General features: G+C 47.3%; 21 protein-coding genes. 17 read left to right on the forward strand and 4 right to left on the reverse strand.

The window, feature by feature from the left end; all coding sequences use genetic code 11:
• Nucleotides 1-60: 60 nt before the first annotated feature.
• Entirely contained in the window at nucleotides 61-432 is a 372-nt protein-coding gene (locus Q1A08_RS00625; RefSeq protein ID WP_299768200.1) for a hypothetical protein, read from the reverse strand.
• Between the two features lie 333 nt (nucleotides 433-765).
• Complete coding sequence (locus Q1A08_RS00630; RefSeq protein WP_299768203.1) at nucleotides 766-1,083, reverse strand: DUF6763 family protein; 318 nt, start codon at nucleotides 1,081-1,083, stop codon at nucleotides 766-768.
• A 444-nt stretch (nucleotides 1,084-1,527) separates the two neighbouring features.
• Between Q1A08_RS00630 and Q1A08_RS00635 the strand changes: the two genes are divergently transcribed.
• The 6 genes from Q1A08_RS00635 (at nucleotide 1,528) to Q1A08_RS00660 (ending at nucleotide 6,350) form a co-directional block, all read left to right on the forward strand.
• Nucleotides 1,528-2,199 (forward strand): TetR/AcrR family transcriptional regulator, encoded by a 672-nt coding sequence (locus Q1A08_RS00635; RefSeq protein WP_299768206.1) that lies wholly within the window; start codon nucleotides 1,528-1,530, stop codon nucleotides 2,197-2,199.
• Between the two features lie 24 nt (nucleotides 2,200-2,223).
• Nucleotides 2,224-3,261, forward strand: a complete 1,038-nt coding sequence (gene nagZ / locus Q1A08_RS00640; RefSeq protein WP_299768209.1) for a beta-N-acetylhexosaminidase — start codon at nucleotides 2,224-2,226, stop codon at nucleotides 3,259-3,261.
• Nucleotides 3,262-3,367: 106 nt separating this feature from the next.
• Nucleotides 3,368-4,495 carry a mechanosensitive ion channel family protein gene (locus tag Q1A08_RS00645; RefSeq protein ID WP_299768211.1) on the forward strand — a complete coding sequence of 376 codons (1,128 nt, stop codon included), beginning with the start codon at nucleotides 3,368-3,370 and terminating at the stop codon, nucleotides 4,493-4,495.
• Between the two features lies 1 nt (nucleotide 4,496).
• Nucleotides 4,497-5,051 carry a hypoxanthine-guanine phosphoribosyltransferase gene (locus Q1A08_RS00650; protein ID WP_299768214.1) on the forward strand — a complete coding sequence of 185 codons (555 nt, stop codon included), beginning with the start codon at nucleotides 4,497-4,499 and terminating at the stop codon, nucleotides 5,049-5,051.
• Between the two features lie 30 nt (nucleotides 5,052-5,081).
• A complete protein-coding gene (locus tag Q1A08_RS00655; RefSeq protein WP_299768217.1) occupies nucleotides 5,082-5,885 on the forward strand; it encodes an S-methyl-5'-thioinosine phosphorylase in 804 nt (267 codons plus the stop codon).
• Nucleotides 5,886-6,134: 249 nt separating this feature from the next.
• Nucleotides 6,135-6,350, forward strand: a complete 216-nt coding sequence (locus Q1A08_RS00660; RefSeq protein ID WP_299768220.1) for a cold shock domain-containing protein — start codon at nucleotides 6,135-6,137, stop codon at nucleotides 6,348-6,350.
• 63 nt (nucleotides 6,351-6,413) lie between these two features.
• On the opposite strand, the gene Q1A08_RS00665 is transcribed toward Q1A08_RS00660, so the two are convergent.
• Entirely contained in the window at nucleotides 6,414-7,526 is a 1,113-nt protein-coding gene (locus Q1A08_RS00665) for a CsiV family protein (RefSeq protein ID WP_299768223.1), read from the reverse strand.
• 110 nt (nucleotides 7,527-7,636) lie between these two features.
• A complete protein-coding gene (gene mfd, locus Q1A08_RS00670) occupies nucleotides 7,637-11,095 on the reverse strand; it encodes a transcription-repair coupling factor (protein WP_299768225.1) in 3,459 nt (1,152 codons plus the stop codon).
• Nucleotides 11,096-11,405: 310 nt separating this feature from the next.
• On the opposite strand from mfd, the gene Q1A08_RS00675 reads away from it, so the two are divergent.
• The 11 genes from Q1A08_RS00675 to Q1A08_RS00725 all read left to right on the forward strand — a co-directional run bounded on the left by Q1A08_RS00675 (nucleotide 11,406) and on the right by Q1A08_RS00725 (nucleotide 23,106).
• On the forward strand, nucleotides 11,406-12,869 hold the full coding sequence (locus Q1A08_RS00675; RefSeq protein ID WP_299768228.1) for a glyceraldehyde-3-phosphate dehydrogenase: 1,464 nt from the start codon (nucleotides 11,406-11,408) through the stop codon (nucleotides 12,867-12,869).
• Nucleotides 12,870-13,744: 875 nt separating this feature from the next.
• On the forward strand, nucleotides 13,745-15,091 hold the full coding sequence (locus tag Q1A08_RS00680) for a Na(+)-translocating NADH-quinone reductase subunit A (RefSeq protein ID WP_299768231.1): 1,347 nt from the start codon (nucleotides 13,745-13,747) through the stop codon (nucleotides 15,089-15,091).
• Nucleotides 15,092-15,093: 2 nt separating this feature from the next.
• Nucleotides 15,094-16,293 (forward strand): NADH:ubiquinone reductase (Na(+)-transporting) subunit B, encoded by a 1,200-nt coding sequence (locus Q1A08_RS00685; protein WP_299768234.1) that lies wholly within the window; start codon nucleotides 15,094-15,096, stop codon nucleotides 16,291-16,293.
• A complete protein-coding gene (locus tag Q1A08_RS00690) occupies nucleotides 16,286-17,071 on the forward strand; it encodes a Na(+)-translocating NADH-quinone reductase subunit C (protein WP_299768237.1) in 786 nt (261 codons plus the stop codon). The genes Q1A08_RS00685 and Q1A08_RS00690 overlap by 8 nt, the downstream gene beginning before the upstream one ends.
• A 3-nt stretch (nucleotides 17,072-17,074) precedes the next feature.
• Complete coding sequence (locus tag Q1A08_RS00695) at nucleotides 17,075-17,731, forward strand: NADH:ubiquinone reductase (Na(+)-transporting) subunit D (protein ID WP_299768240.1); 657 nt, start codon at nucleotides 17,075-17,077, stop codon at nucleotides 17,729-17,731.
• 2 nt (nucleotides 17,732-17,733) lie between these two features.
• Nucleotides 17,734-18,348 carry an NADH:ubiquinone reductase (Na(+)-transporting) subunit E gene (nqrE, locus tag Q1A08_RS00700; RefSeq protein ID WP_299768243.1) on the forward strand — a complete coding sequence of 205 codons (615 nt, stop codon included), beginning with the start codon at nucleotides 17,734-17,736 and terminating at the stop codon, nucleotides 18,346-18,348.
• Between the two features lie 12 nt (nucleotides 18,349-18,360).
• Entirely contained in the window at nucleotides 18,361-19,584 is a 1,224-nt protein-coding gene (gene nqrF, locus Q1A08_RS00705) for an NADH:ubiquinone reductase (Na(+)-transporting) subunit F (protein WP_299768245.1), read from the forward strand.
• 3 nt (nucleotides 19,585-19,587) lie between these two features.
• On the forward strand, nucleotides 19,588-20,658 hold the full coding sequence (locus Q1A08_RS00710) for an FAD:protein FMN transferase (protein WP_299768248.1): 1,071 nt from the start codon (nucleotides 19,588-19,590) through the stop codon (nucleotides 20,656-20,658).
• Between the two features lie 59 nt (nucleotides 20,659-20,717).
• Nucleotides 20,718-20,966 carry a (Na+)-NQR maturation NqrM gene (gene nqrM / locus Q1A08_RS00715; RefSeq protein WP_299768251.1) on the forward strand — a complete coding sequence of 83 codons (249 nt, stop codon included), beginning with the start codon at nucleotides 20,718-20,720 and terminating at the stop codon, nucleotides 20,964-20,966.
• A 72-nt stretch (nucleotides 20,967-21,038) separates the two neighbouring features.
• Entirely contained in the window at nucleotides 21,039-22,436 is a 1,398-nt protein-coding gene (gene sthA, locus Q1A08_RS00720) for a Si-specific NAD(P)(+) transhydrogenase (protein ID WP_299768255.1), read from the forward strand.
• Nucleotides 22,437-22,674: 238 nt separating this feature from the next.
• Nucleotides 22,675-23,106 carry a hypothetical protein gene (locus tag Q1A08_RS00725; RefSeq protein WP_299768257.1) on the forward strand — a complete coding sequence of 144 codons (432 nt, stop codon included), beginning with the start codon at nucleotides 22,675-22,677 and terminating at the stop codon, nucleotides 23,104-23,106.
• Nucleotides 23,107-23,208: the final 102 nt, after the last annotated feature.

Raw genomic sequence — 23,208 nt, forward strand, 5'->3', positions numbered from 1 at the left:
CTTAAGAAACAAAAGTCAAAGAGAGAAGGGCTTGGCAAACTGCAATATTTAGCAGTGAGTTTATCCGCTTAAACCTGCCATTAAGCCGATGCTCACGATAAACCAACCTATATAGATGTACATGGCCAAAATGGAAACAAAGACCACATTGGCGGGGTGAAGACGGTTTAGCGGTTGATAATGTGAGTCGATCCCCTTTAAGCCGAATTCTGGATAGTAAATTTGCACACCGGGGCGAATGACATGGATGATGGTAAAGATATAAATAAAAAACAGAAGGGTTAAGAAGATAAGGATAAAGGGGATCAATTTATTGATGTCACTTTTAACCTCTGGGCCGCCAAATCGAAAAATAGCACCGATAAATGCGAAATAAGCCAGTGATTGCATAGCGTCCTTGATTAAATCTTTATCTAAAGCGATTTTGTCCATTGTTCTTCCCTAAGATGATAATCCTTGAATGTTTATATTTTTGTTGGGCTACATTAGCACTAAACAATGCAATTAGAGCGGTTATAGGCGTCGTTTTGCAGTCCCACTATTGGTGTATGCGGACTATGAACAGCGCAAAGATACTAGCTGTTAGTCGTTAGCGCTGCAGTCATCAATGAGGGAGAGGGTAGAGTAGGTGTTTGGTCGGTAATCGTGCGAAAATGTAAAGAGGCCTCTTGTAAACAGAGTCGCTTGCTAACCGCCGACAGAAACTACGAGAAGCACTGGCAGATAGAAAAAGGACAGGCGCTAGGCGCCTATCGCAGTAAAATCTTAAAAGTCGTCAAAGCCGGAAAAGCTATCGGGCTCGATCGAGGCAAGCGGATTACCGCCGTCCATGGGGATCATCACTTCATCGCCAACATAGCTGTCTTCCTGGCTCATTTCATAGCCAGCGGATGCATCCTCTGGCGCTTCAGCTGGACCTAAGGTGAGTTGCTGCCAGGAATCCATGTCGTATTCCCCTAAACCGCCATCGGCATATTGAATTTCAATGGTGGCCGCATGCTCATCAATGGCTACCACTTCAAAAATCTGTCCCACAGCTAGATCGTTGTACCAATCACCGATGACTGGGAGTTGATTTGCCATTGTCTATTACCTCCAAACCCGCGAATTAACTTATGGCTTTTGGCGTTGCGGCTACCAACAGTTTTGGTGGTTAAAAGCTGCATTGCTTGATGGGAAAAATAACACGGTGGCAGGGCATGTACAGTGTTTGAGGTCATGACTTTAGGTGCCATTTCTTGATTGTAATCATTGAAAATTTCCTTTGCTTCGCTAATTGATTCATTTTCTTAGAGTTTTAATTCTGGGAAAAAATCGGGCCAATTTTGCTTAAAAATTTATGTTCTATACAGAAATCTGGACATAATAAGATTGTCTAAAAATTGCTCGATAAAACCATCGAAAGTGGTTCCGAGTGGGCTGTTAGTGACGTACTAAGGGCGCTGGAGAGGCAAAATGATGACCTTGACAAGGGCGGTGCAGCTCAGTATTTTCAAGCCCTTATAATGAAACGGTTGGAAAGGCTGAATGGCCCAGAAAGAAACAGTAGAACGCATTCTTGATGCGGCGAGCGTTCTATTTGCTGAGCGAGGTTACGCAGAAACCTCATTGCGCACCATTACTACCGCGGCCGGTGTCAATCTGGCTTCTGTAAACTACCATTTTGGCTCTAAAAAGGCCCTGATTCAGGCGGTATTTGCCAGAACCCTGGACCCTTTTTGCCAGCAGCTCTCAGAAAACCTTAATAAGCTGCAAGGCAGTGATCAGGTGGAGGCCTTGTTTCGCTGCCTGTTTAGCACCTTGATGGAAACGGTTGCTGCGAAGCCTGGCTTGAATCAAGCCGAGCAGGTCATTGAATTACAGCGTTTTATGCGCTTACTAGGCATGGCCTATACCCAATCCCAGGGCCACTTAAGGCGATTTATCGTTAGCCAGTATGGTGATCTGTATCGCCGGTTTTTGAATCTGCTGCGTGATACCTTACCCGGTATAAACCCAGTCGACTTTTACTGGCAGCTGTATTTTCTGCTGGGGGCAACGGTGTTTACCTTATCGAGCATAGATTCTATTCAGGGCATCATTGAAGATAACTTCTCTGAACACAGTGGTGTAGAGCGCGCATTGGAACTATTAATCCCTACCTTAAGTCGTATGATGCAGATACCGGCTGTAGATTCACAAAGCTCTGCGGCCAGTTAAGCCCTATCTATTGAGAGACACAAATTGACGACACAAACTATGGGCCCAGGCCCACTTATGATCGATGTGGATGGGCTTGAGCTCAACCAAGAAGATGAACAGTTGTTACAACAAGCCTGTGTGGGTGGATTGATCCTATTTCAACGCAACTTTTCCAGCCGCTCGCAGCTGTGTGAGCTAGTAAAAAGCATTCGTGCCATTCGCCAAGATATTATTATTGCGGTTGATCAAGAGGGCGGTCGAGTTCAGCGTTTGAAAGAAGATGGTTTTCAGCGATTGCCTGCCATGCAAAAAATTAAGGACTACCAAGAGGCGCAGACTGCTGCGAGTGAAACAGAGATTGAGCAGCTGGGCTTTTTAATGGCCAGCGAAGTGCTAGCCTGTGGGATAGATATCAGCTTTGCACCGGTTTTGGACGTTGATGAAAGCTTTTCAAGTATTATCGGCGATCGCTCTTTTTCTGATGATCCTCGAGAAGTGGTCCGCCTAGGGTCCGCCTTTATGCGTGGGATGTCTAACGCTGGAATGGCGACAACCGGCAAGCATTTCCCTGGTCATGGAGCAGTGCAAGAAGATAGCCACTTAACCCTGCCAGTCGATAAACGCAGCTGGGCTGAAGTAGAGCAACGGGATTTGTTGCCGTTTGCTAAGTTATTGCCCCAGCTCGATGCCTTAATGCCAGCGCACATCATTTTTAGCCAAATCGATGAGCAGCCGGTGGGGTTTTCCGAATACTGGTTGAAAACGGTCTTGCGAGACAAAATGGCGTATAACGGCGTGATCTTCAGTGACGATCTAAGTATGGAAGGCGCTGTACAAGCAGGTAGTTATGCGGAGCGAGCAAAGCTTGCGCTTTCAGCGGGCTGCGATATGGTTTTGGTCTGTAATAATCGCCAGGGTGCCTTAGAGGTTGCCGATGCACTGCAAAACTACCCGCTAGCGCCTGAGAGCCAAGAGCGTTTAATGACGATGTTGGCGCGTCGACAGTGGGCTTGGGAAAATTTAGCCAGTGATTCGAGCTGGCAGGGTGGTAAAGCATTCGCTGAGCGTCTATTGGCCTAATAGCTATTGAATTCGCGATGTTCGTCTAAACTGGCTCGAGTTATATCTATCTCAAGTTATATAGAACAGCTAGATTAATTAGTATTTTTTTCACAGGAAGTTGTTGATGATTCATTCTGCGGTAGCCATGCCAGGCTGGCTGTCTGAAATTACCGGGCGAGAAAATATTTGGATTGCCGAAGTTTTTATTATTGTTGTGGCGACTTTGTTGGTGGCATTTGTCGCCCGCGTAGTGTTCAACAATTTAATGAAGCAGGCCACGAAGAGTAAAAACCTTTGGGACGATGCTTTGATTGAAGCGGCACAAAAGCCGGTACGATGGTTTGTTTGGCTCATAGGTTTGTGTTGGGCATTAGAGATATCAGCGCGCCAGTCTGAAGTTAATCTGCTGGAAGCGGTGCAGCCCATTCGCGAAGTGGGTGTAGTCGCCATTATTGCTTGGTTTTTGGTGCGTTTTATCACTCGCGCTGAAAAAAACCTGGTCGACCCCGAATATGCTCACCAGCCTATGGATCAGACCACCGTTTCCGCAATGGGCAAATTGCTGCGTGTTTCGGTCATCATTACCTCGGTGCTTGTGGTCTTGCAAACCTTAGGTTATAGCGTTTCTGGGGTTTTAGCGTTTGGTGGTATTGGCGGCCTAGCGGTTGGTTTTGCTGCAAAAGATCTATTAGCCAATTTCTTTGGTGGCCTAATGATCTATATGGATCGTCCCTTTAAAGTAGGCGACTGGGTACGTTCACCGGACAAAAATATTGAGGGTACTGTAGAAGATATCGGCTGGCGCCTTACACGTATTCGAACTTTCGATAAGCGCCCATTGTATGTGCCGAACTCGACGTTTACTCAAATATCTTTGGAAAACCCATCTCGTATGCTTAATCGCCGAATTTATGAATCCATCGGTATTCGATACGACGATGCTGCCAAGGTAACGGCTATCGTTAATGACGTAAAAGCCATGCTAGAAGCTCATGATGAAATCGATCATGATCAGACTCTAATGGTCAATTTTAATGCTTTCGCCCCTTCATCTTTAGACTTTTTCGTGTACACCTTTACGAAGACGGTAAATTGGGCGCACTACCATGAAGTGAAGCAAGATGTGCTGCTAAAGATTTTGGCAATTATAGATAGTCATGGTGCTGAGTGCGCTTACCCAACATCTACAGTCCATTTTAATAATTTGAACGCAGAGCTTCCAAGGGCCGAACTTCCCACTGGACAGGTTTGATATGAAGCTGGTTGATAAAAAGCTGCAAGCGGTTTGGGACAGTGCGGAGTGTTTACACTCGGCCGATGCTCTTGAGCAAGGCGTGCAAGACATGGCCAAACAGATTCGTAAACGCTTGCATGATCAAAACCCCTTGATCTTATGTATTATGAATGGCGGTTTGGTGACCTGTGGTCAGTTGCTGCCTTTGTTGGATTTTCAACTGCAGCTTGAATACGTGAATGCTGCATCAGGCCCAACCGGCAAGCAAGAAACACGATGGCCTGCTTTATCCCAAATCTCCATAGCTGGGCGCAGTGTGCTGCTGTTAGATGATATTTTCGATTTAGGTTTGAGTCTGCACTCACTTAAAGAGTATTGTATCGAGCAGGGCGCCACTCAAGTGCAGGCTGGGGTTTTGGTCGAAAAGCAGCACGAGCGCGAGAAAAAAGATATCGCCATTGATTATCGAGCCGTTACGGTAGGTGATCGCTTTATTTTTGGCGCTGGTTTGGATTATCAGGGTTATTTGCGAAATGCGCCTGGTATATACGCGGTTGCTGAAAAACAACCTTAATTTAATGTTTAATAAATAATAGGACGCTTGGTGAGCTTAACTATTTCTGCTGAGCTGCAAGCGTCTTGTTTGCAGCAAACTGTTCAAGGGGCTGCAAGCCTTCCCATTGCGATTATTGGTGGCTCGGGTTTAGATGATTACCCGGGCGCCGAAACTGTCGCTGAAATATCGATTCCAACGCCATTTTCTGAACAGCCAGTATTACTGTTTCAAATTCGGTTGCCGCTTGCCACCGAGACGCTGGTTTATTTTTTACCGCGCCACGGTAGTGAGCACAGCATAGCGCCGCACCTTATTAACTATCGCGCTAATATCTGGGCGCTTAAAGCTTTGCAAATTGAAAAGCTTATTGCCGTTAATGCGGTGGGCGGTATTAGCAATGAACTTCCACCCGGGTCCTTGGCCTTGGTTAACGATGTTATCGATTATAGTCATTCTCGATTATCTACCTTTTTTGATGGCCTAAGTTATCCTCTGGACCATATCGATTGCTCCGAACTTTTTAATGCCCAAATGAATCAAGATATCGCAGATTTGGCAGCTATTCCTACAGGCTTTGTTTATGGCTGCACGCAGGGGCCGCGTTTGGAAACTCCCGCTGAAATTAAACGACTTAAGCAAGATGGCTGCGATCTAGTCGGAATGACTTTGATGCCTGAAGCCGCTCTCGCCGCCGAAGCCAATATTCCCTATGTGGCGCTGGCGATGGTAGTGAATTGGGCGGCAGGAATCAGTTCAACACCCATTACCATGGATGAGATCTACTCTCAGTTAGGCTCTTGTACCACGCAAGTTCGCCAAATTATCGAGTCCTATTGTGTAAAGATGCGCTGAAAAGCCTCAAATCCCAACAATAGGTACTAGACAATCAATATCAAATATCTTAAAAAGTACTAGTCGCCATAATCCTTGTGGTTTTATCTTTAGGATTTAGGCGCCAGACGGAAGCGGTTGTCGCTATCTGAGGGTAGTTTGGCTCCGTCTTGGCTTGATGTACGATCAGTGTAAAGCTGGCAAATGCCAAGGGAAACGGCGGAGATAAAAAACTAGTTATGATTAGTTTATCAGGAAGGGTGGTTAGGAATGTCTGATCGTGCAAATGGCGTAGTCAAGTGGTTTAACAATGCACGCGGCTATGGGTTTATTACAAGGGGTGAGGGTAGTGACGATGTTTTTGTTCACTATCGGAGTATTCGAGGGGAAGGGTATCGATCTTTGGCTGAAGGCCAAAAGGTAGAATTCGACCTGCAAAATGGTGATAAAGGTTTACAAGCCGAAGACGTTGTTTGCGTTCAGTAGGCTAACTAAAGCTCTACCATTGTGCGCAGCTATCAGGCTGCGCACTCCATCTTAAGAAAGTAGCTAACTTCCACTTTTAGCGGTGCTCGCTGGAGCGGTACTTTCTTTTTCTTTAGCGTCAGTTTCTTTTATCTCTGCTTCCATGTTTGTTGGAATTGCGGGCAGAAGTGAATTATCGAATGGCCAAATCGGCGCTTCAATCGGGCTGAGTTTTACCAGCAGTCCAAAGGCTGGGTGGTCGATATAATGCAATTCACCGCTGCGCATTCTGCGTTTTTGTTGTAGTTGCTCGATGCTATTCACCACATAATTACTTGCAGGCGTCTCCTTGGATTCTGAAAGGGACGTATTAGCAAGAGTATATGTCGCGGTAATGGATTCAGTCGTTTCCCGGCTGTCATTTAAAGAAAGACCCATTGTCTCTGCTGGTTGCTCTTCTAGTCTAACTTCTTCGAAAGGACTTGGGCGTTTTGGTAGGTTTAACCAGCGTCCGAAATCTTCGGCTTGGGCCATGGCGAACTGGCTGAGCCAGACGTTGGTTTCGATGTGTAGATAACGAGAGCGACTGAGCTGAATATAACCTTCTAGCTCTTGGTGATCACCAAATCTTTCCCCGCCGTTAATGGCAATATTGTGCTTTTTTTGTTGTGGTGGTAGCTGCAAGTTCCAGCGATGGTGAAATAACACTCGCTGATTGCGGCTTCGGGCGAGGCTGCCAGCCTGAGGATTAAGCTCTTGCTCTGCCTTGGGAGTGGCTACTAGGAAGGCACCAGGTATCAATGATTTGCTAACTAGGGGGGAATCGATGAGCTCATCGCTATTGCTTTGAGTAAACTCAAGATCAGCTGCACTGCTGGCGGCTTCGGTATTCGTGCCTGCCAATGTCTCGGTGCTTCCTGTTGTTTCCGCTTTTAGTTTGGAGTTCATTTCAGCTGCAATCTCAGCGCTGACAAGGCTCATACTATTGCTTGGGTAGCTCAAGCTGAGGCGTTCCAAATTTATGGGGCGTTCGTTTTGGTTGATTTGCAGGCGCTTAAAGGCGATCACTTCCACCGCATACCAATGCTCTGGCTCAGCGCTCGCACCGCCTTCTTGAGCTTGAGCTAGGCTAATTGGGCTAATGCTACTTATGGCGGCGGCAAACAAGCTTGCCAGCGCGATGGAGTGTTGTTTCATTGAATCTAATCCTTAGCGATTAATGAATATTCTTGCCCCTGATTTTACTTCAAAGGCCTTGCGGTGAATGTAGCTAGGACCCGTATTTGGACTAGCAGTTTCCCCGCGTTTTATTTTTGTTGCCCACTGAGCGCGTTTATTAGCTGCTCAACAGTGCTGATTCGAGTTTCGTTATTGTCCAAATCTAGACTGAACCTTAACTGATTGGCGCCGTTGAGTTTAAACTTCTGTGGCTGTTGTTGCACCATATTCACGATGGTGATCGGGTCAACTTTAGTCTGGCTAGCAAATTCCACCACACCGCCTTGACTGCCTGCTTCCAGTTTTTCGATGCCAAGGCCCGTAGCTTGTAGCTTGAGCTCAGTAACTCTAAATAGATTTTTGATGGCATCAGGCAATAAGCCAAAGCGATCGATCATTTCTACTTGCAGCTCCCGTAGCTGCGCGCTGTTTTCGGCGCTGGCGATTCGCTTGTATAGAATCAATCGACTGTGAGTATCCGGTAAATAGTCTTCTGGGATTAAGGCTGGTACGCGCAGGTTAACGTCCACCTGAGTATCAAGTGGATCTTCTATATTTGTCGTTTCACCTCGCTGTATGGCCTTAACGGCACGATCGAGCATATCCATATACATGGTGAAGCCAACCGCTTGCATCTGGCCGCTCTGATCATCGCCTAGTAGTTCACCGGCGCCACGGATCTCTAGATCGTGGGTTGCCAAGGTGAAGCCAGCGCCCAGGTCCTGTGCATTCGCGATGGCTTCTAGGCGTTTTTGTGCATCGCGGGTCATGGATTTTTTATTGGGAGTTAGCAGGTATGCGTAAGCTTGGTGGTGGCTGCGCCCAACTCGGCCGCGTAATTGGTGTAACTGCGCCAAACCAAATTTATCCGCACGATCAATAATAATGGTATTGGCGTTTGGTACGTCGATGCCAGTCTCAATAATGGTGGTGCATAACAAGACATTAAAGCGCTTATGGTAAAAGTCGCTCATGACTTGTTCTAGCTCGCGCTCGCGCATTTGGCCATGTCCAATAGAGATACGAGCTTCAGGCACGGCAGCGGCGAGCTCGTCGGCTACCTTTTCAATGGTTTTAACTTCGTTGTGTAGGTAATAGACCTGGCCGCCACGTAAGAGCTCACGCAAAATGGCTTCTTTTACCAGGCCGGCATCGCTTTCGCGAACAAAGGTTTTCACCGATAGGCGCTTGGCAGGGGGTGTCGCGATAATGCTCAGATCGCGGATGCCTGACATGGCCATATTTAAGGTTCGTGGAATCGGCGTGGCAGTCATGGTAAGGATATCAACTTCCGAGCGCAGCGACTTCAGCTGCTCTTTTTGGCGAACACCGAAGCGATGCTCTTCATCGATAATCAATAAGCCAAGTGATTTATAGTTCAAGCCCGATTGCAGAATTTTATGGGTGCCGATGAGAATGTCGACATTACCATCCGCGAGTTTGCTTTCAACAGCTTGGGTTTCTTTGCCAGTACGGAAGCGGGAGATAACGTCGATGTTCACTGGCCAGTCGGCAAAGCGATCCTTAAAATTCTCATAATGCTGCTGTGCCAGCAGGGTGGTAGGAACCAGCATGGCAACTTGTTTACCTGAATGCACGGCTAGGAAGGCGGCGCGCATGGCGACTTCGGTTTTACCAAAACCTACATCACCACACACTAAGCGGTCCATGGCCTTCTCTTGGGTCATATCGCTAAAGACGGCCTCAATCGCGGCAACCTGGTCAGGGGTTTCCTCGAAGGGGAAACCGGCCGCAAAATCATCAAAGGCGTCTTTCGGGTCGCGGAACTTGAAGCCTTTACGCGCTGCTCGACGGGCGTAGATGTCCAAAAGCTCAGCGGCGACATCACGAACTTTCTCGGCGGCTTTGCGTTTGGCTTTTTGCCATTGTTCACTGCCTAGGCGATGCAATGGCGCAAGTGACTCTTCGGCGCCGTTATAGCGGGCAATTAAATGTAGATTTGCGACGGGGACATAGAGCTTGGCTTCGTCGGCGTATTCCAGCATCAAAAACTCATCGCTTTGGCCGTCGGTGTGAATAGTTTGTAGGCCTCGGTAGCGACCAACACCGTGGTCAATATGTACGACAGGGGCGCCGATATTCAGCTCGGCCAAATTCTTAACGACAAAGTCGCTGTGTTCAGATTGCGCTTTGCGTCGACGGCGAGTTTGTTGCACCCGTTGACCAAATAATTGGGATTCACAGATGACGCTGACATTTTCTTGCGCCAGTACTAAGCCGCGATCTAGCGGTGAAACAATAATGGCTAAATCCGCTTCACCGTCGACAAAGTCCTGCCAGCTTTCTACCTCTGTAGGTTGCAGGCGATTTTTACGCAGCAGGTCGAGCAGGGACTCGCGACGACCGGCCGACTCGGCACTGAAGAGCACGCGATTATCATCTTGCAGTAAAAATGCCTCTAAGGCGGTAAGAGGATTCTCAGCCTTAGCGTTAACCGGCAGCTCGGGAGGCTTGCGGCAGTCGTATTGAATGCTGTTAGGAGATTCTTTTTCCGGGTTAAGCTCAATACGTGAATATTGCTTTAGAGCGGCAAACAGCTCGCCAGCACCTAAAAACAGCCGGGCCGGGCTAAGCAAGGGTCGCTCTACATCACCTTTTCGGCTCTCGTAACGCTCGCTGATATCGCGCCAAAAGTTTTCACTGGCCTGGTGACATGGACCGCTCATTACGCATAAGGTGTTGTCCGGAAGATAATCAAACAGACTGGCGCATTCTTCAAAAAATAAGGGCAGGTAATATTCAATCCCTGCTGGAGCAATACCGGCAGCGATATCCTGATAAATACTGCAGGATTTGGGGTCGCTGTTGCTGAACTCTTCGGTCCAGCGTTGGCGAAACTGCCTTAAGGCGGCGGCATCGACTGGGAACTCTTTGGCGGCCAGTAATTCGACTTTTTCTACTCTGTCTTGGCTACGCTGGGATTCAGGGTCGAAACTGCGTAGCGAGTCCACCTCATCATCAAAGAGATCTATACGATAAGGCACGGGCGAGCCCATGGGGAAAATATCCAATAATGAGCCTCTGACAGCAAACTCACCGTGCTCGTATACCGTATCTACACAGATGTAGCCCGCCTCTTGCAATAACTTTCGCTGCTGCTCGATATCAAAGCGTTGCCCAACTTCGATAAATAAACTGGATGCACTAACAAAGCTGGCCGGCGCCAAGCGGTGCATTAAGGTGGACATTGCGCACAAGATAATTCCGGATTTTAGTTGCGGCAAGCGGTATAGGGCGCTTAAACGCTCAGAGATAATATCTTGATGGGGGGAGAAGTTGTCATAGGGCAGAGTTTCCCAATCCCCAAAGTGGATAATGTCTTGATTAGGGCTATAAAAGCCAATTTCTGCCTCGAGTTGAGCCGCTTCGGCGCCATTGTGACAGATCACTAAGATAGGTCCGTCGTGCTGAGTGGCACTTTGGCTTATTGCTAAGGCGCCAGCCGAGCCATGTAGACCTTGCCAGTAGAGACTATGTTGCTTGTTGGTCTCTATGTTGGGCTGTAATGGGCTAACACGCTGGCTCATCTATCACTCTCTAATTAACTCGATCAACTGTTCGGCTGGGCTATATAGCAGGCCCTAAGACCTTTAAGGCGGGCTATTGTAACCAGTTTAGAGCTTGGAGCCAGTGTATCCATTAGATTTATGGTCAGCATTCGCCATTGTCCCTTGCGGAAGGGGCATTGAATCACGATAATAGCGCCCACTCACCAGCTGGGCGGGCATTTAGGCCAAATTTTAGTCTCTGGGGGTGGGCATCCAAAGGATTGGGTGTGACAATTTTGTTCAACCGTCACTGGCGCCGAATGCGCTAGTTCAACAAAAGGTAAGTACCGTGAATCGACCAAAGCCGGACGACTACTTTAAAGATTGGAAAGAGCGCGAAGCGCTAGCAGAAGCCATGATCCCAATGATTGGCCGTTTAAACCGTGAAAAGAACATTGGCATTTATATGTATGGCCGTTCTTTGGTTAATCGCTCTGTAATCGACATTATGAAGTCGCACCGTTTTGTGCGTCAGGTTGAATCCAACGAATTGTCTGAGTTTGAAACCTTCCCGATTTTAGAAGCCGTATGCGCAATGAACCTGGGTCCTGCCCATATCGATCTAGGTAAGATTACCGTTGCTTATATGAAAGAAGGCGGCCCAATGGAGCAGGGCGTTAGCGCTGCCGACTTCGTCGCCCAAGAATTATCTGGCTTGGTAGGCGGCAATGAGAAGCCTTTACCTGAGTCACAAGATATCGTGTTATACGGTTTTGGCCGCATTGGTCGTCTAGTCGCTCGCCTATTGGTTGAGAAGGCTGGTAGTGGCGATGTTATGCGCCTGCGTGCCATTGTTGTGCGTAAAGGCAGTTCACCAAATGATCTTGTTAAACGTGCCAGCTTATTGCGTCGTGATTCTGTTCATGGCTCTTTCAAAGGCACCATCCGCGTAGACGAAGAGAACCAATCTTTGGTGCTTAATGGTAACGAAGTTAAAGTAATTTATGCCAACTCGCCTAGCGAAGTAGATTACACTGACTACGGCATCAAAAACGCTATCGTTGTAGACAACACCGGTGTATGGCGTGATGAAGATGGTCTTGGTCAGCACGTAGCTTGTAACGGTGCCTCAAAAGTCATTCTTACCGCTCCAGGTAAGGGCAACATTAAGAACATCGTATACGGTATTAACAACGGCGAAATTAAGCCAGAAGATAAAATTGTATCGGCGGCTTCTTGTACCACCAACGCTATTGTTCCTGTATTGAAAGCCATGATGGATGGTTTTGGTGTGAAGCACGGTCACGTAGAGACTGTTCACGCTTATACCAATGACCAGAACTTGATCGATAACTATCACAAAGGTGATCGTCGCGGTCGTTCTGCTGCATTGAACATGGTAATCACCGAAACCGGTGCGGCAAAAGCGGTTGCAAAAGCCTTGCCTGAATTAGCCGGCAAGCTAACCGGTAATGCGATCCGTGTTCCAACGCCAAACGTATCGATGGCAATCTTGAATCTGCAGTTGGAAAAAGAAGCAACTGTTGAAGAAGTAAACGCCTATATGCGCGAAGCTGCTTTGCACTCAACACTGCAGCAGCAAATCGATTACACCAACTCGCCAGAGGTGGTTTCCTCTGACTTTGTTGGCTCACGTCATGCTTCCGTATTCGATTCCGAGGCGACCATCGTTGATGGTACCAGCGCGGTATTGTACTGCTGGTACGATAACGAGTTCGGCTACAGCTGTCAGGTAATGCGCTGCTTAGAAGATATGGCGGGCGTTAACTACAATATGTACCCGCAAGCTTAAGGAATACTTAAGTTAAAAAAGCCGGGCTAGCCCCGGCTTTTTTGTGTCTCGTTTTTGTAAATGGCTTATAACTCAAGCAGGTCTGTATTGTTTTTAATTGTGTGGCTTAGCCAACCATGCTTGGGTTGGTTGAATAGTGAGCGCATTGTCGAAAATTCGACAATTCCTAGTTATCCCCTTCTTTTTTACAGAAAAAAAGGCGAAAACTTTGCGCTTATGCTGGCAAGCTAGTCGTGGCATCTTTATAATTGCGCCGTTTTAGTTCTATGCGGCTAAAACTCGCCGTGAAATCAGAAGCTTAAGCCTAGAAATAATGTTTTAGGTGTCAAATTGGCGGATTTTTCGGCGTCTCGTGCGAAATATGAGGTTTCTACTAAACTGGTAAGGATTCATTTTGCAATGCCGTGGGAGTCAGCCTGCAATTAGGATGAAATCCTAAGATGAAACCCTGAGCGGTGTCGGTAGCCTCGAAGATGCCAATATCTTTAAATAAGACGATGTAATGCTTTATTTGGTTCCATGGTCACCATTAAAGAATCACGAGAATAACAAGATAAAGATAGGGCGATAAGAAAAGCAATAGTCGCCCAAATAAGCGAAGGTTATAACCCGCTTATTATTGTACGAATTTAGAGCAGCAGCCGTTTGATGTCATATTAGCCTCTGGCTAGCCGTGTTTACCTTATATAAAGGAAGCAGGGCTTCTGTCTCAATACGCCTGCCGCGGGTTTGCCCAGGAGGCTGACCATATGCTGCAGCACTGTACGGGTGCTCGGCACAGAATACATGGACTGGTTTGCAGTCGCCGCTTACAAGGCGGGGCGTAAGACAATCTGGTCTATCCACTTTTCTTTTAAGTGATTAGGCAGAGACGTATGATAAATATCCGTCGGGGACTCGATCTACCCATAACTGGGGCTCCCGAGCAGACCATCCATGATGGTCCGTCTATTCGCTCTGTCGCCGTTGTTGGACCTGACTACCATGGTATGAAACCTACCATGGCGGTATCCGTAGGCGACAAAGTGAAGCTTGGGCAGCTGTTATTCACCGATAAAAAGACCGAAGGCGTGCGCTACACCGCACCTGCTGCCGGCACCGTAGCCGCGATTAATCGCGGTGCTAAGCGTGTGTTGCAGTCGGTTGTGATCGATGTAGAAGGCGATGAAGCAGAAAGCTTCGCCAGCTACAGCGTTGAGCAATTGTCTTCGTTAACTGAAGAACAGGTGAAAGATAACCTGAACGACAGTGGTCTTTGGGTGGCGTTGCGCACTCGTCCGTACAGTAAAGTACCGGCACTAGACAGCGCACCGAACTCCATCTTTGTTACCGCCATGGATACTTCTCCATTGTCGGCTAACCCAGAGGTGATTATCCGCTCCCAGCGTGACGATTTCGTGAACGGCTTGACCGTGCTATCACGTTTGACGACTGGCAAGGTTTACGTTTGTAAGGCTTCTGGTGCAGATGTGCTAACCGGCAACAGCAGCCGCGTTGAGAGTCACGAGTTCTCAGGTGTTCACCCAGCCGGTAACGCCGGTACTCATATTCATTTCCTAGACCCTGTAAGCGCCACCAAGACTGTGTGGACTGTGGGCTACCAGGATGTGGTTGCGATTGGTAAATTATTCACTTCAGGCCAGATCAGCACTGATCGTGTGATCGCCTTGGCTGGACCTAGTGTTGAGCAGCCTCGCCTGATTCGCACTCGCTTAGGTGCTAACACTGATGAGCTAACGGCTGGTCAGCTAAAAGCCGGCGAGCAGCGTGTGATCTCTGGTGGTGTTTTCGGTGGCCGTAAAGCCAACGGAGCATTTGCTTACCTAGGCCGCTACGCCAATCAGGTAGCAGTATTGGAAGAAGGTGAGAGCGAGCGTGAGTTTCTACACTACTTACGTGCAGGTGTTAATAAACACTCTAGCTTGGCGATTTTCATCTCCAGCCTAATGAAGGGTAAGTTGTTCGACTTTAACACTTCGGCCAATGGTTCTGAGCGAGCTATGGTGCCAGTAGGTGCTTATGAAAACATCATGCCACTGGATATCTTGCCAACTCAGTTATTGCGAGCCTTGATTGTGGCCGATACCGATATGGCGCAAAAACTGGGCGCTTTGGAGCTGGATGAGGAAGACTTGGCCTTGTGTACCTATGTGTGCCCAGGTAAATACGAGTATGGCCCCATCTTGCGTGACAACTTAACGCGTATTGAGAAGGAGGGTTAAGTATGTTGAAAAAGCTATTAGACAGCATGTCCCCCCATGTGCACCCGGGTGGCAAGCACGAAAAATGGTATGCCCTCTGGGAAGCCGTTGATACTGGTTTCTTTAAACCAAAAGACGTAACCAAAACCACGGCTCATGTACGCGATCATATCGATCTAAAGCGTATTATGATCACGGTGTGGATTTGTACTTTCCCAGCAATGTTTTGGGGCATGTACAACGTAGGTTTCCAGGCGAACAGCGTTATGGCCGACATGGGTATTACCCAAGTTGAAGGCTGGCGTGGTGCTTTGATCGCGCTATTTGCCGGTCACGATGCAGCGAGCATATGGGATAACCTAATACATGGTGCGGCTTATTACTTACCAATCTACATGACCGTATTTGCGGTAGGTGGTTTCTGGGAAGTATTGTTTGCGACGGTGCGTAAGCACGAAGTAAACGAAGGTTTCTTCGTAACCTCGGTACTATTCTCTTTAACCTGTCCTCCAGATCTTCCTTTATGGCAAGCGGCGCTAGGTATTAGCTTCGGTGTTGTGATTGCAAAAGAAGTCTTCGGTGGTACGGGTAAGAACTTCTTGAACCCAGCCTTGGCCGGTCGTGCTTTCCTATTCTTTGCCTACCCATCTTATATGTCGGGTGATGCAGTATGGACAGCGGTTGACGGCTACACCGGTGCGACAGCCTTGTCTGTATTGGCCAGCGGTGGTGTTGAGACAGTTGTAAACAATGGTTTGAGCTGGACAGATGCCTTCCTTGGTAAGATGCAGGGCTCTATCGGTGAAACTTCTACCTTAGCCTTGATCATCGGCGGTGGTGCATTGTTGGTTATGCGCATTGCAGCCTGGCGCATTGTGGCAGGTGTCTTAATCGGCTCCTTCTTGATGACCACCTTGTTCAACGCGATTGGTTCTGAAACTAATCAAATGATGAATGTGCCTTGGCACTGGCATGTGGTAGTGGGTGGCTTCGCCTTCGGTTTGTTCTTTATGGCAACCGACCCAGTATCGGCTTCGATGACCAACACCGGTAAGTGGGTGTTTGGTGCCCTGATCGGCATCATGGTGATTTTGATTCGTGTGGCAAACCCGGCTTTCCCAGAAGGCATGATGTTGGCCATCCTGTTCTCCAACTTGTTTGCTCCGCTGATCGACCACTTTGTGGTGCAGGCTAACGTTAAGAGGAGATTGGCTCGTGGCTAATAACGATACTATTAAGAAGACGCTTATTGTTGCACTGTCCCTGTGTATTGTTTGCTCCATCGTTGTATCAACAGCGGCGGTAGTACTGAAGCCAGCACAGGACGCCAATAAGAAATTAGACTTCAACAAAAACATTCTTGCAGCAGCTGGTTTGATGGCTGATGGCGCTGATGTTAATGAGTTGATGAAAAAGGTAACGCCTAAGCTTGTTGATTTGAGCACAGGTAAATTTGTTAGCGCTGAAGACGTTGACGGCATTGTGTCTATCGATGCTTACGACCAAAACAAAGCGGCAAAAAATCCTGCGATTTCTGAAACTCTTACAGCGGCCAATGATCCTGCGAAAATCTTGCGTAAAGAAAAATACGCCAAGGTTTACTTGATTAACAATGACAGTGGTAGTTTAGAAACCATCGTTTTGCCGGTAAAAGGCTATGGCCTTTGGGGTCAGCTATACGGCTTTATGGCATTGGGTTCTGATCTAAACACCGTGGTTGGTACCGGTTTCTACGATCACAAAGAAACTCCAGGGCTAGGTGGTGAAGTTGATAACCCATTGTGGAAAGCCATCTGGGTTGGCAAAGAGATGTACTCCGCCAATGGTGATGTTGCCGTTCGAATCTTAAAGGGTAAAGCACCTAAAGATTCTAAGCACGAAATCGATGGTCTATCAGGTGCAACTCTAACCACTCGCGGTTTGGAAAATCTATACCGCTACTGGTTAGGTGAGAACGGTTACCGTCCGCTGTTAAACAATTTGCAAAAAGGGGAGGCCTAAGCCATGAAAGCAAAAGAGCTTTTAGTTACCCCAATTATCCAGAATAACCCTATTGCTCTACAGATCTTGGGTATCTGTTCGGCGTTGGCGGTTACGGGTAGTTTGAAAGTAACGCTGGTTATGTGTGTGGCTTTAACCACAGTAACGGCGTTTTCTAACTTGTTTGTGTCTTTGGTGCGTAACCACATTCCAAACAACATTCGTATTATCGTGCAGATGACTATTATCGCCTCTTTGGTGATCGTGGTTGACCAGGTGTTGAAAGCGGTGGCTTATGATGTATCTAAGCAGCTTTCGGTATTTGTTGGTTTGATTATTACCAACTGTATCGTGATGGGTCGCGCTGAAGCCTTCGCCATGAAAAATGGCCCAGGTGCAAGCTTGCTAGACGGTATCGGTAATGGCTTGGGCTACTCAGCTCTGTTGATTGCCATTGCGATTCCTCGTGAGCTATTCGGTGCGGGTAAGTTGCTAGGCTATGAAATTTTGCCATTGGCTACCGAAGGTGGCTGGTACGTTTCTAACGGTCTATTGCTATTACCGCCGTCTTCATTCTTCATTATTGGCCTAATCATCTGGGGTATCCGCGCATACGATAAAGCGCAGGTCGAAGAGCCAGATTTCAAGATTTCGCCTAATACGAAGCCAGCGGAGGCCTAATCATGGAACATTTTATTAGTTTGTTTGTTCGCTCGATTTTTATCGAGAACATGGCCCTGGCGGCATTCTTGGGAATGTGTACTTTCTTGGCGATCTCTAAGAAAGTAGAAGCGGCTATTGGTCTTGGCGTTGCGGTTATCGTGGTATTGGCGATCACCGTACCAGTCAACAATGTCTTGTACACCTACTTGCTGTCTGAAGGTGGCTTGTCTTGGTTGGGTGAAGACTACGCCTCTGTTGACCTGAACTTCCTAAGCTTGATTACCTTTATTGGTGTGATCGCGGCGATGGTTCAGATTCTAGAGATGGTCTTGGATAAATTCTTCCCAGCTCTATACAACGCCTTGGGTGTATTCCTGCCGTTGATTACCGTGAACTGTGCCATCATGGGTGCAAACCTGTACATGGTAGAGCGTAGCTACAACTTCAGCGAGTCTGTAGTGTTCGGTGTAGGTTCTGGTGTAGGTTGGGCTTTGGCTATTGCAGCCTTGGCTGGCATCCGCGAGAAGATGAAATACTCCGACGTACCCGATGGCCTGCAGGGCTTAGGTATTACCTTTATCACTGTTGGCTTGATGTCGTTGGGCTTTATGTCCTTCGGCGGTATCAGCCTGTAAGGAGTAGCCAGTATGAATCTAACTATTATACTTGGCGTTGTGATGTTCACCGTGATTGTAATCGCGCTTGTGTTCATCATTCTTGGCGCCCGCGCTAAGCTGGTTAATTCCGGCGATGTAAATATTGAAATCAATGGTGAGAAAACCTTAACCGTACCGGCCGGTGGCAAGTTGCTACAAACCTTGGCAGGTAACGGTTTGTTCTTGCCTTCTGCCTGTGGTGGCGGTGGTACCTGTGCACAGTGTAAGTGTGTAGTGAACTCCGGTGGTGGCTCTATGCTGCCAACTGAGGAATCACACTTCACTAAGCGTGATGCCGCTGAAGGCTGGCGTCTGTCTTGTCAGACCCCGGTAAAGCAGGACATGGTTATTGAAGTACCTGAAGATGTATTCGGTGTGAAACAGTGGGAATGTACTGTTGAATCAAATCCGAATATGGCGACTTTTATTAAAGAGTTGACCTTGAAGCTTCCTGAGGGTGAAAACGTAGACTTCCGTGCTGGTGGTTACGTTCAGCTTGAATGTCCTCCGCACCACGTTAAATTCTCTGACTTCGATATCGAAGATGAGTACCGCGGTGATTGGGAGCACTTTGGTTTCTTTAATCTAGAGTCCAAAGTTGATGAGCCGGTTATCCGTGCTTACTCAATGGCGAACTACCCAGAAGAGAAGGGTGTAGTGAAGTTCAATATCCGTATTGCAACTCCGCCACCGCGCACCGAAGGCTTACCGCCAGGTCAGATGTCTTCTTATGTGTTTAGTTTGAAGCCAGGCGATACCATTACTGTATACGGTCCATTTGGTGAATTCTTCGCTAAAGATACCGATAACGAAATGGTATTCATCGGTGGCGGTGCCGGTATGGCGCCAATGCGTTCACATATTTTCGATCAGCTTAAGCGTTTGCAGTCTAAGCGTAAGATGAGCTTCTGGTACGGTGCTCGTTCACTTCGTGAGATGTTCTACGATGATGAGTACGACATGCTTGCTCGTGAAAACGACAACTTTGAATGGCATGTTGCTTTATCTGATCCTCAGCCAGAAGACAACTGGGATGGCCTAACAGGCTTTATCCATAACGTGCTTTATGAGCAATATTTGAAGGATCACCCAGCGCCAGAAGATTGTGAGTACTACATGTGTGGGCCTCCAATGATGAATGCGGCTGTGATTGCCATGTTGAAAGATTTGGGCGTAGAGGATGAAAACATCCTGCTTGATGACTTCGGTGGTTAATCAATGAAGGCATTATCCAAAGTGGTAACTGCCTATAGGAAGAGGCCAGCATTGCTGGCCTTCTTCTGTTTAGGTACGGCCGTTTTTTTATCAGGCTGTAGTCAAAAAGTTGAGCCTTGGCGCTTTAGTGGCCCTACCATGGGGACGCAATACAACGTTGCGGTAGTGCCCCCAAAAGGGGAGCGTAATGAAAGCTTCAGTTGTGATCAGACCGAACTTGCCAAGCGTATTGAGAATAGCTTGGCGCTGACCAATCAGCAGATGTCACACTATATAGCGGATAGTGAACTCAGTAAGTTGAGTGCAATGGCTGCCGGTGAGAGCGCTCAGCTTTCAGCTGATATGGAAAAGGTCCTACGCTTAAGTGAGCGGCTCTACAAGCTCAGTGACGGTGCTTTCGATATCACTATTGGCCCATTAGTTAACCTTTGGGGTTTTGGACCAAAATCTTCACCAGAAGATGCTGTTCCCAGTCAGGAGCAAATAGCTGATGCTATGGCTTTGAGCGGTGGTGATAGCTTAGAAATAAGTGGTTCAAGTCTTAAAAAAGGTAAAGCGGTTGAACTCAATTTATCCGCTGTAGCCAAAGGTTATGGGGCGGATAAAGTTGCTGAGGCCCTTGAGAGTTGCGGTGCGTTTAATTATCTAGTGGAAGTGGGTGGTGAGCTAATGCTAAAGGGCATGAGTCACCGTGGCACGCCATGGAAAATTGCGGTAGAAAAACCCAGCAGTAGCTTGGCAGGTCAAAGTATGCAGCGTTTAATTGCTGTGAGCGATAAAGGCGTTGCCACCTCGGGTGATTATCGCAATTATTTTGAGAAAGAGGGGGTGCGCTACTCCCATACTATTGATCCGAGAACAGGGCGTCCGATTACTCATGCTTTAGCTTCTGTTACCGTTCTAGCCCCAAGTTCTGCTGAAGCTGATGCTTGGGCCACAGTGATAACCGTCGCAGGGCCAGAGCAAGGTATGGCCTTAGCTGAGCAAGAAAACTTGGCAGTTTTTATGTTGGTAAAAACCAATAGTGGCTTTAAAGAGAAGTATTCCAGCGCTTTTGCGACCTATGTCCAATAGCGTAAAAACCCATCTTATGATGGGATAGACGATTGACCCTAATAGGGGTGAGGTGAACCATGATTTATGTAGTCGCGTTTGGAATCATTACCTTATTGGTTGTGATGATGTCCATAGGTGTCCTAATGGGCCGTAAGCCGATTTCAGGCTCTTGTGGCGGCGTCGGTGATGCACTGAAAGATCCTAATTATGTATGCGACATTTGCGGTGGCGACGAAAGCAAATGTGAAGAAGAAAAAATGGGCAAATCGAATGCTGCAGAAGAAAGCGGTAAAAACGATTTGTTCAACGATGCGATGAAAAAGTAAGTATCGCTGTAATTTTTATTAGACAGTTTTTGTTAAAGAAGCAGTAACGGAATAGAGAGGTAGTAATCGGCAATGAGCGATTACCATTATGATGTATTGGTCATCGGCACAGGGCCTGCTGGTGAAGGTGCTGCAATGGCAGCAGTTAAGCAGGGCATGCGTGTTGGTGCGATTGAAAACCGTGGTGTAGTAGGGGGCAATTGCTCGCATAAGGGGACTATTCCTTCAAAAGCGCTGCGTCATGTTGTGAAACAAATTATTCGCTTTAACCAGAATAATTTATTTCACCATATGGGTGAGTCGACTCGCGTCAGCTACCCTAAGGTTTTGAAATCTGCAAAAACTGTTATCCCTAAGCAAGTTGATCTGCATACCGGTTTTTACAATCGCAACCGTGTCTATCTGCACATTGGCGAGGCTAATTTCTGTGGCGAGAATGAAGTGCGTGTGCGCTTACCAGACGGTGCTGTGGAAACCATTCGCGCTAAACATATAGTTGTTGCTACCGGTTCGCGCCCTTATCGACCAGCCGATGTTAATTTTAATCATCCACGTGTTTACGATAGCGATACTATTTTGGAAATGAATCATACACCTCGCCATATCGTTATTTACGGTGCCGGTGTGATTGGTAGTGAATACGCGTCTATTTTTGCTGGCCTTGGCATTAAGGTCGATTTGATTAACAGTCGTGAGCGTTTGCTGTCATTCTTGGATGATGAAATTTCTGATGCCTTGAGTTATCACTTGCGCGATAGTGGTGTGACTGTTCGCCACTTGGAAGAGTATGAGCGAGTAGAGGCCAATGAGCGCAGCGTAACCTTGCACCTTAAATCGGGTAAGCGCCTGCGCGCCGATGCGCTATTGTGGTGTAACGGCCGAACAGGTAATACCGATAACCTTAATTTGGATGCTATTGGCCTTGAAGCAGACCATCGTGGACAGCTAAAAGTAAACGATCGTTATCAAACCGATATCGACTATGTTTACGCCGCTGGCGATGTCATCGGTTGGCCAAGCTTGGCGAGTGCTTCTTATGATCAAGGTCGTGAGATCGCCATGGCCATCAATGGTGAAGAATGTCGCTTTGTAACTGATGCACCTACTGGTATTTACACGCTTCCAGAGATCAGCTCCTTGGGTAAAACCGAGCGTGAACTAACCGAAGCTCGTGTACCTTACGAAGTAGGGCGTGCCTTCTTTAAAAACACGGCGCGTGCGCAAATATCCGGTGAAGACGTGGGCATGTTGAAGTTACTTTTCCATATTGATACCCATGAAATTTTAGGCATTCACTGCTTCGGTGCAGAGGCTTCTGAAATTATTCATATTGGTCAAGCGATTATGAATCAGGAAGGTGAGGCGAATAATATCAATTATTTTGTTAACACCACCTTTAACTATCCGACCATGGCTGAGGCTTATCGTACCGCGGCGCTCGAAGGTTTGAATCGAGTTAATCGTATCTAAGTCTTTCTGCTGTATTTATGATGTCGCCCGGTATTCACCGGGCGATATCATCCCTCCTAAATACTCCATTATCTTTTTTGTTTTTCATTGGCTTGCCGCCTAATTATTGCGCGCTTAGCGGTGGCCTTTTGTTCTAGCGGCAGTTTAATACTCATGCTAATCTTGAGTTTTGCTGTATTTCTCACCAAGCGTTCCTAAGTATTGATATTGGAAAATTAAATGGGAGTGGCTAGTAAGCATGGACAATAACCTACTAGAGCGTCGTCTAAAGTTCTATTACATTACCGTCGTGCTAAGTGTTTTTTCGGCTTGTATCAGTTTTGCTTACAATGCATGGCGCCTTGAAATAAGTGAGGACAATAGTACAGCTCGAACGGCAGCCTTCCAGGTTTTACTTAAGCTCTCAGAACTAGAGCAGGGTATGTATAGCTTGCATTATGACCAGCAGGAGATCTGGAGCCCAAGGCACGGCTGGGTTGCTGTTGCTTTGGTAAAAGATCTCAGTCTGCTGATTGGCGATGATGCAAAGCACAAGGCGGATACGCTTCATCAGACTTGGACTGCTCAATGGGAGCAAATTGAGCAGAATGAGGCGGCAGTGAGTGCCATTGTGGGCAAAATTGATAAACTTCGAGAGGCGATTACTTTGCGCTTGGCGAGTTTAGAATAAGTGTGACATGTCACACATTACAGTTGATCTAACTTGTATTTCTGTCAATTCAATCTATAGAAATAGCTTCGGGTTTTAAATATCCCGATTAGCTCATGGTTG

This window comes from uncultured Pseudoteredinibacter sp. (assembly GCF_947500695.1).
Lineage (GTDB): Bacteria > Pseudomonadota > Gammaproteobacteria > Pseudomonadales > Cellvibrionaceae > Pseudoteredinibacter.

Excerpts from the sequence above, each read along its gene's own strand:
- Q1A08_RS00625 (WP_299768200.1), bottom strand. The coding sequence starts at position 432 with ATGGACAAAATCGCTTTAGATAAAGATTTAATCAAGGACGCTATGCAA.
- Q1A08_RS00630 (WP_299768203.1), bottom strand. The coding sequence starts at position 1,083 with ATGGCAAATCAACTCCCAGTCATCGGTGATTGGTACAACGATCTAGCT.
- Q1A08_RS00635 (WP_299768206.1), top strand. The coding sequence starts at position 1,528 with ATGGCCCAGAAAGAAACAGTAGAACGCATTCTTGATGCGGCGAGCGTT.
- Q1A08_RS00645 (WP_299768211.1), top strand. The coding sequence starts at position 3,368 with ATGATTCATTCTGCGGTAGCCATGCCAGGCTGGCTGTCTGAAATTACC.
- Q1A08_RS00650 (WP_299768214.1), top strand. The coding sequence starts at position 4,497 with ATGAAGCTGGTTGATAAAAAGCTGCAAGCGGTTTGGGACAGTGCGGAG.
- Q1A08_RS00660 (WP_299768220.1), top strand. The coding sequence starts at position 6,135 with ATGTCTGATCGTGCAAATGGCGTAGTCAAGTGGTTTAACAATGCACGC.
- Q1A08_RS00665 (WP_299768223.1), bottom strand. The coding sequence starts at position 7,526 with ATGAAACAACACTCCATCGCGCTGGCAAGCTTGTTTGCCGCCGCCATA.
- mfd (WP_299768225.1), bottom strand. The coding sequence starts at position 11,095 with ATGAGCCAGCGTGTTAGCCCATTACAGCCCAACATAGAGACCAACAAG.
- Q1A08_RS00680 (WP_299768231.1), top strand. The coding sequence starts at position 13,745 with ATGATAAATATCCGTCGGGGACTCGATCTACCCATAACTGGGGCTCCC.
- Q1A08_RS00685 (WP_299768234.1), top strand. The coding sequence starts at position 15,094 with ATGTTGAAAAAGCTATTAGACAGCATGTCCCCCCATGTGCACCCGGGT.
- Q1A08_RS00695 (WP_299768240.1), top strand. The coding sequence starts at position 17,075 with ATGAAAGCAAAAGAGCTTTTAGTTACCCCAATTATCCAGAATAACCCT.
- nqrE (WP_299768243.1), top strand. The coding sequence starts at position 17,734 with ATGGAACATTTTATTAGTTTGTTTGTTCGCTCGATTTTTATCGAGAAC.
- nqrF (WP_299768245.1), top strand. The coding sequence starts at position 18,361 with ATGAATCTAACTATTATACTTGGCGTTGTGATGTTCACCGTGATTGTA.
- Q1A08_RS00710 (WP_299768248.1), top strand. The coding sequence starts at position 19,588 with ATGAAGGCATTATCCAAAGTGGTAACTGCCTATAGGAAGAGGCCAGCA.
- nqrM (WP_299768251.1), top strand. The coding sequence starts at position 20,718 with ATGATTTATGTAGTCGCGTTTGGAATCATTACCTTATTGGTTGTGATG.
- sthA (WP_299768255.1), top strand. The coding sequence starts at position 21,039 with ATGAGCGATTACCATTATGATGTATTGGTCATCGGCACAGGGCCTGCT.
- Q1A08_RS00725 (WP_299768257.1), top strand. The coding sequence starts at position 22,675 with ATGGACAATAACCTACTAGAGCGTCGTCTAAAGTTCTATTACATTACC.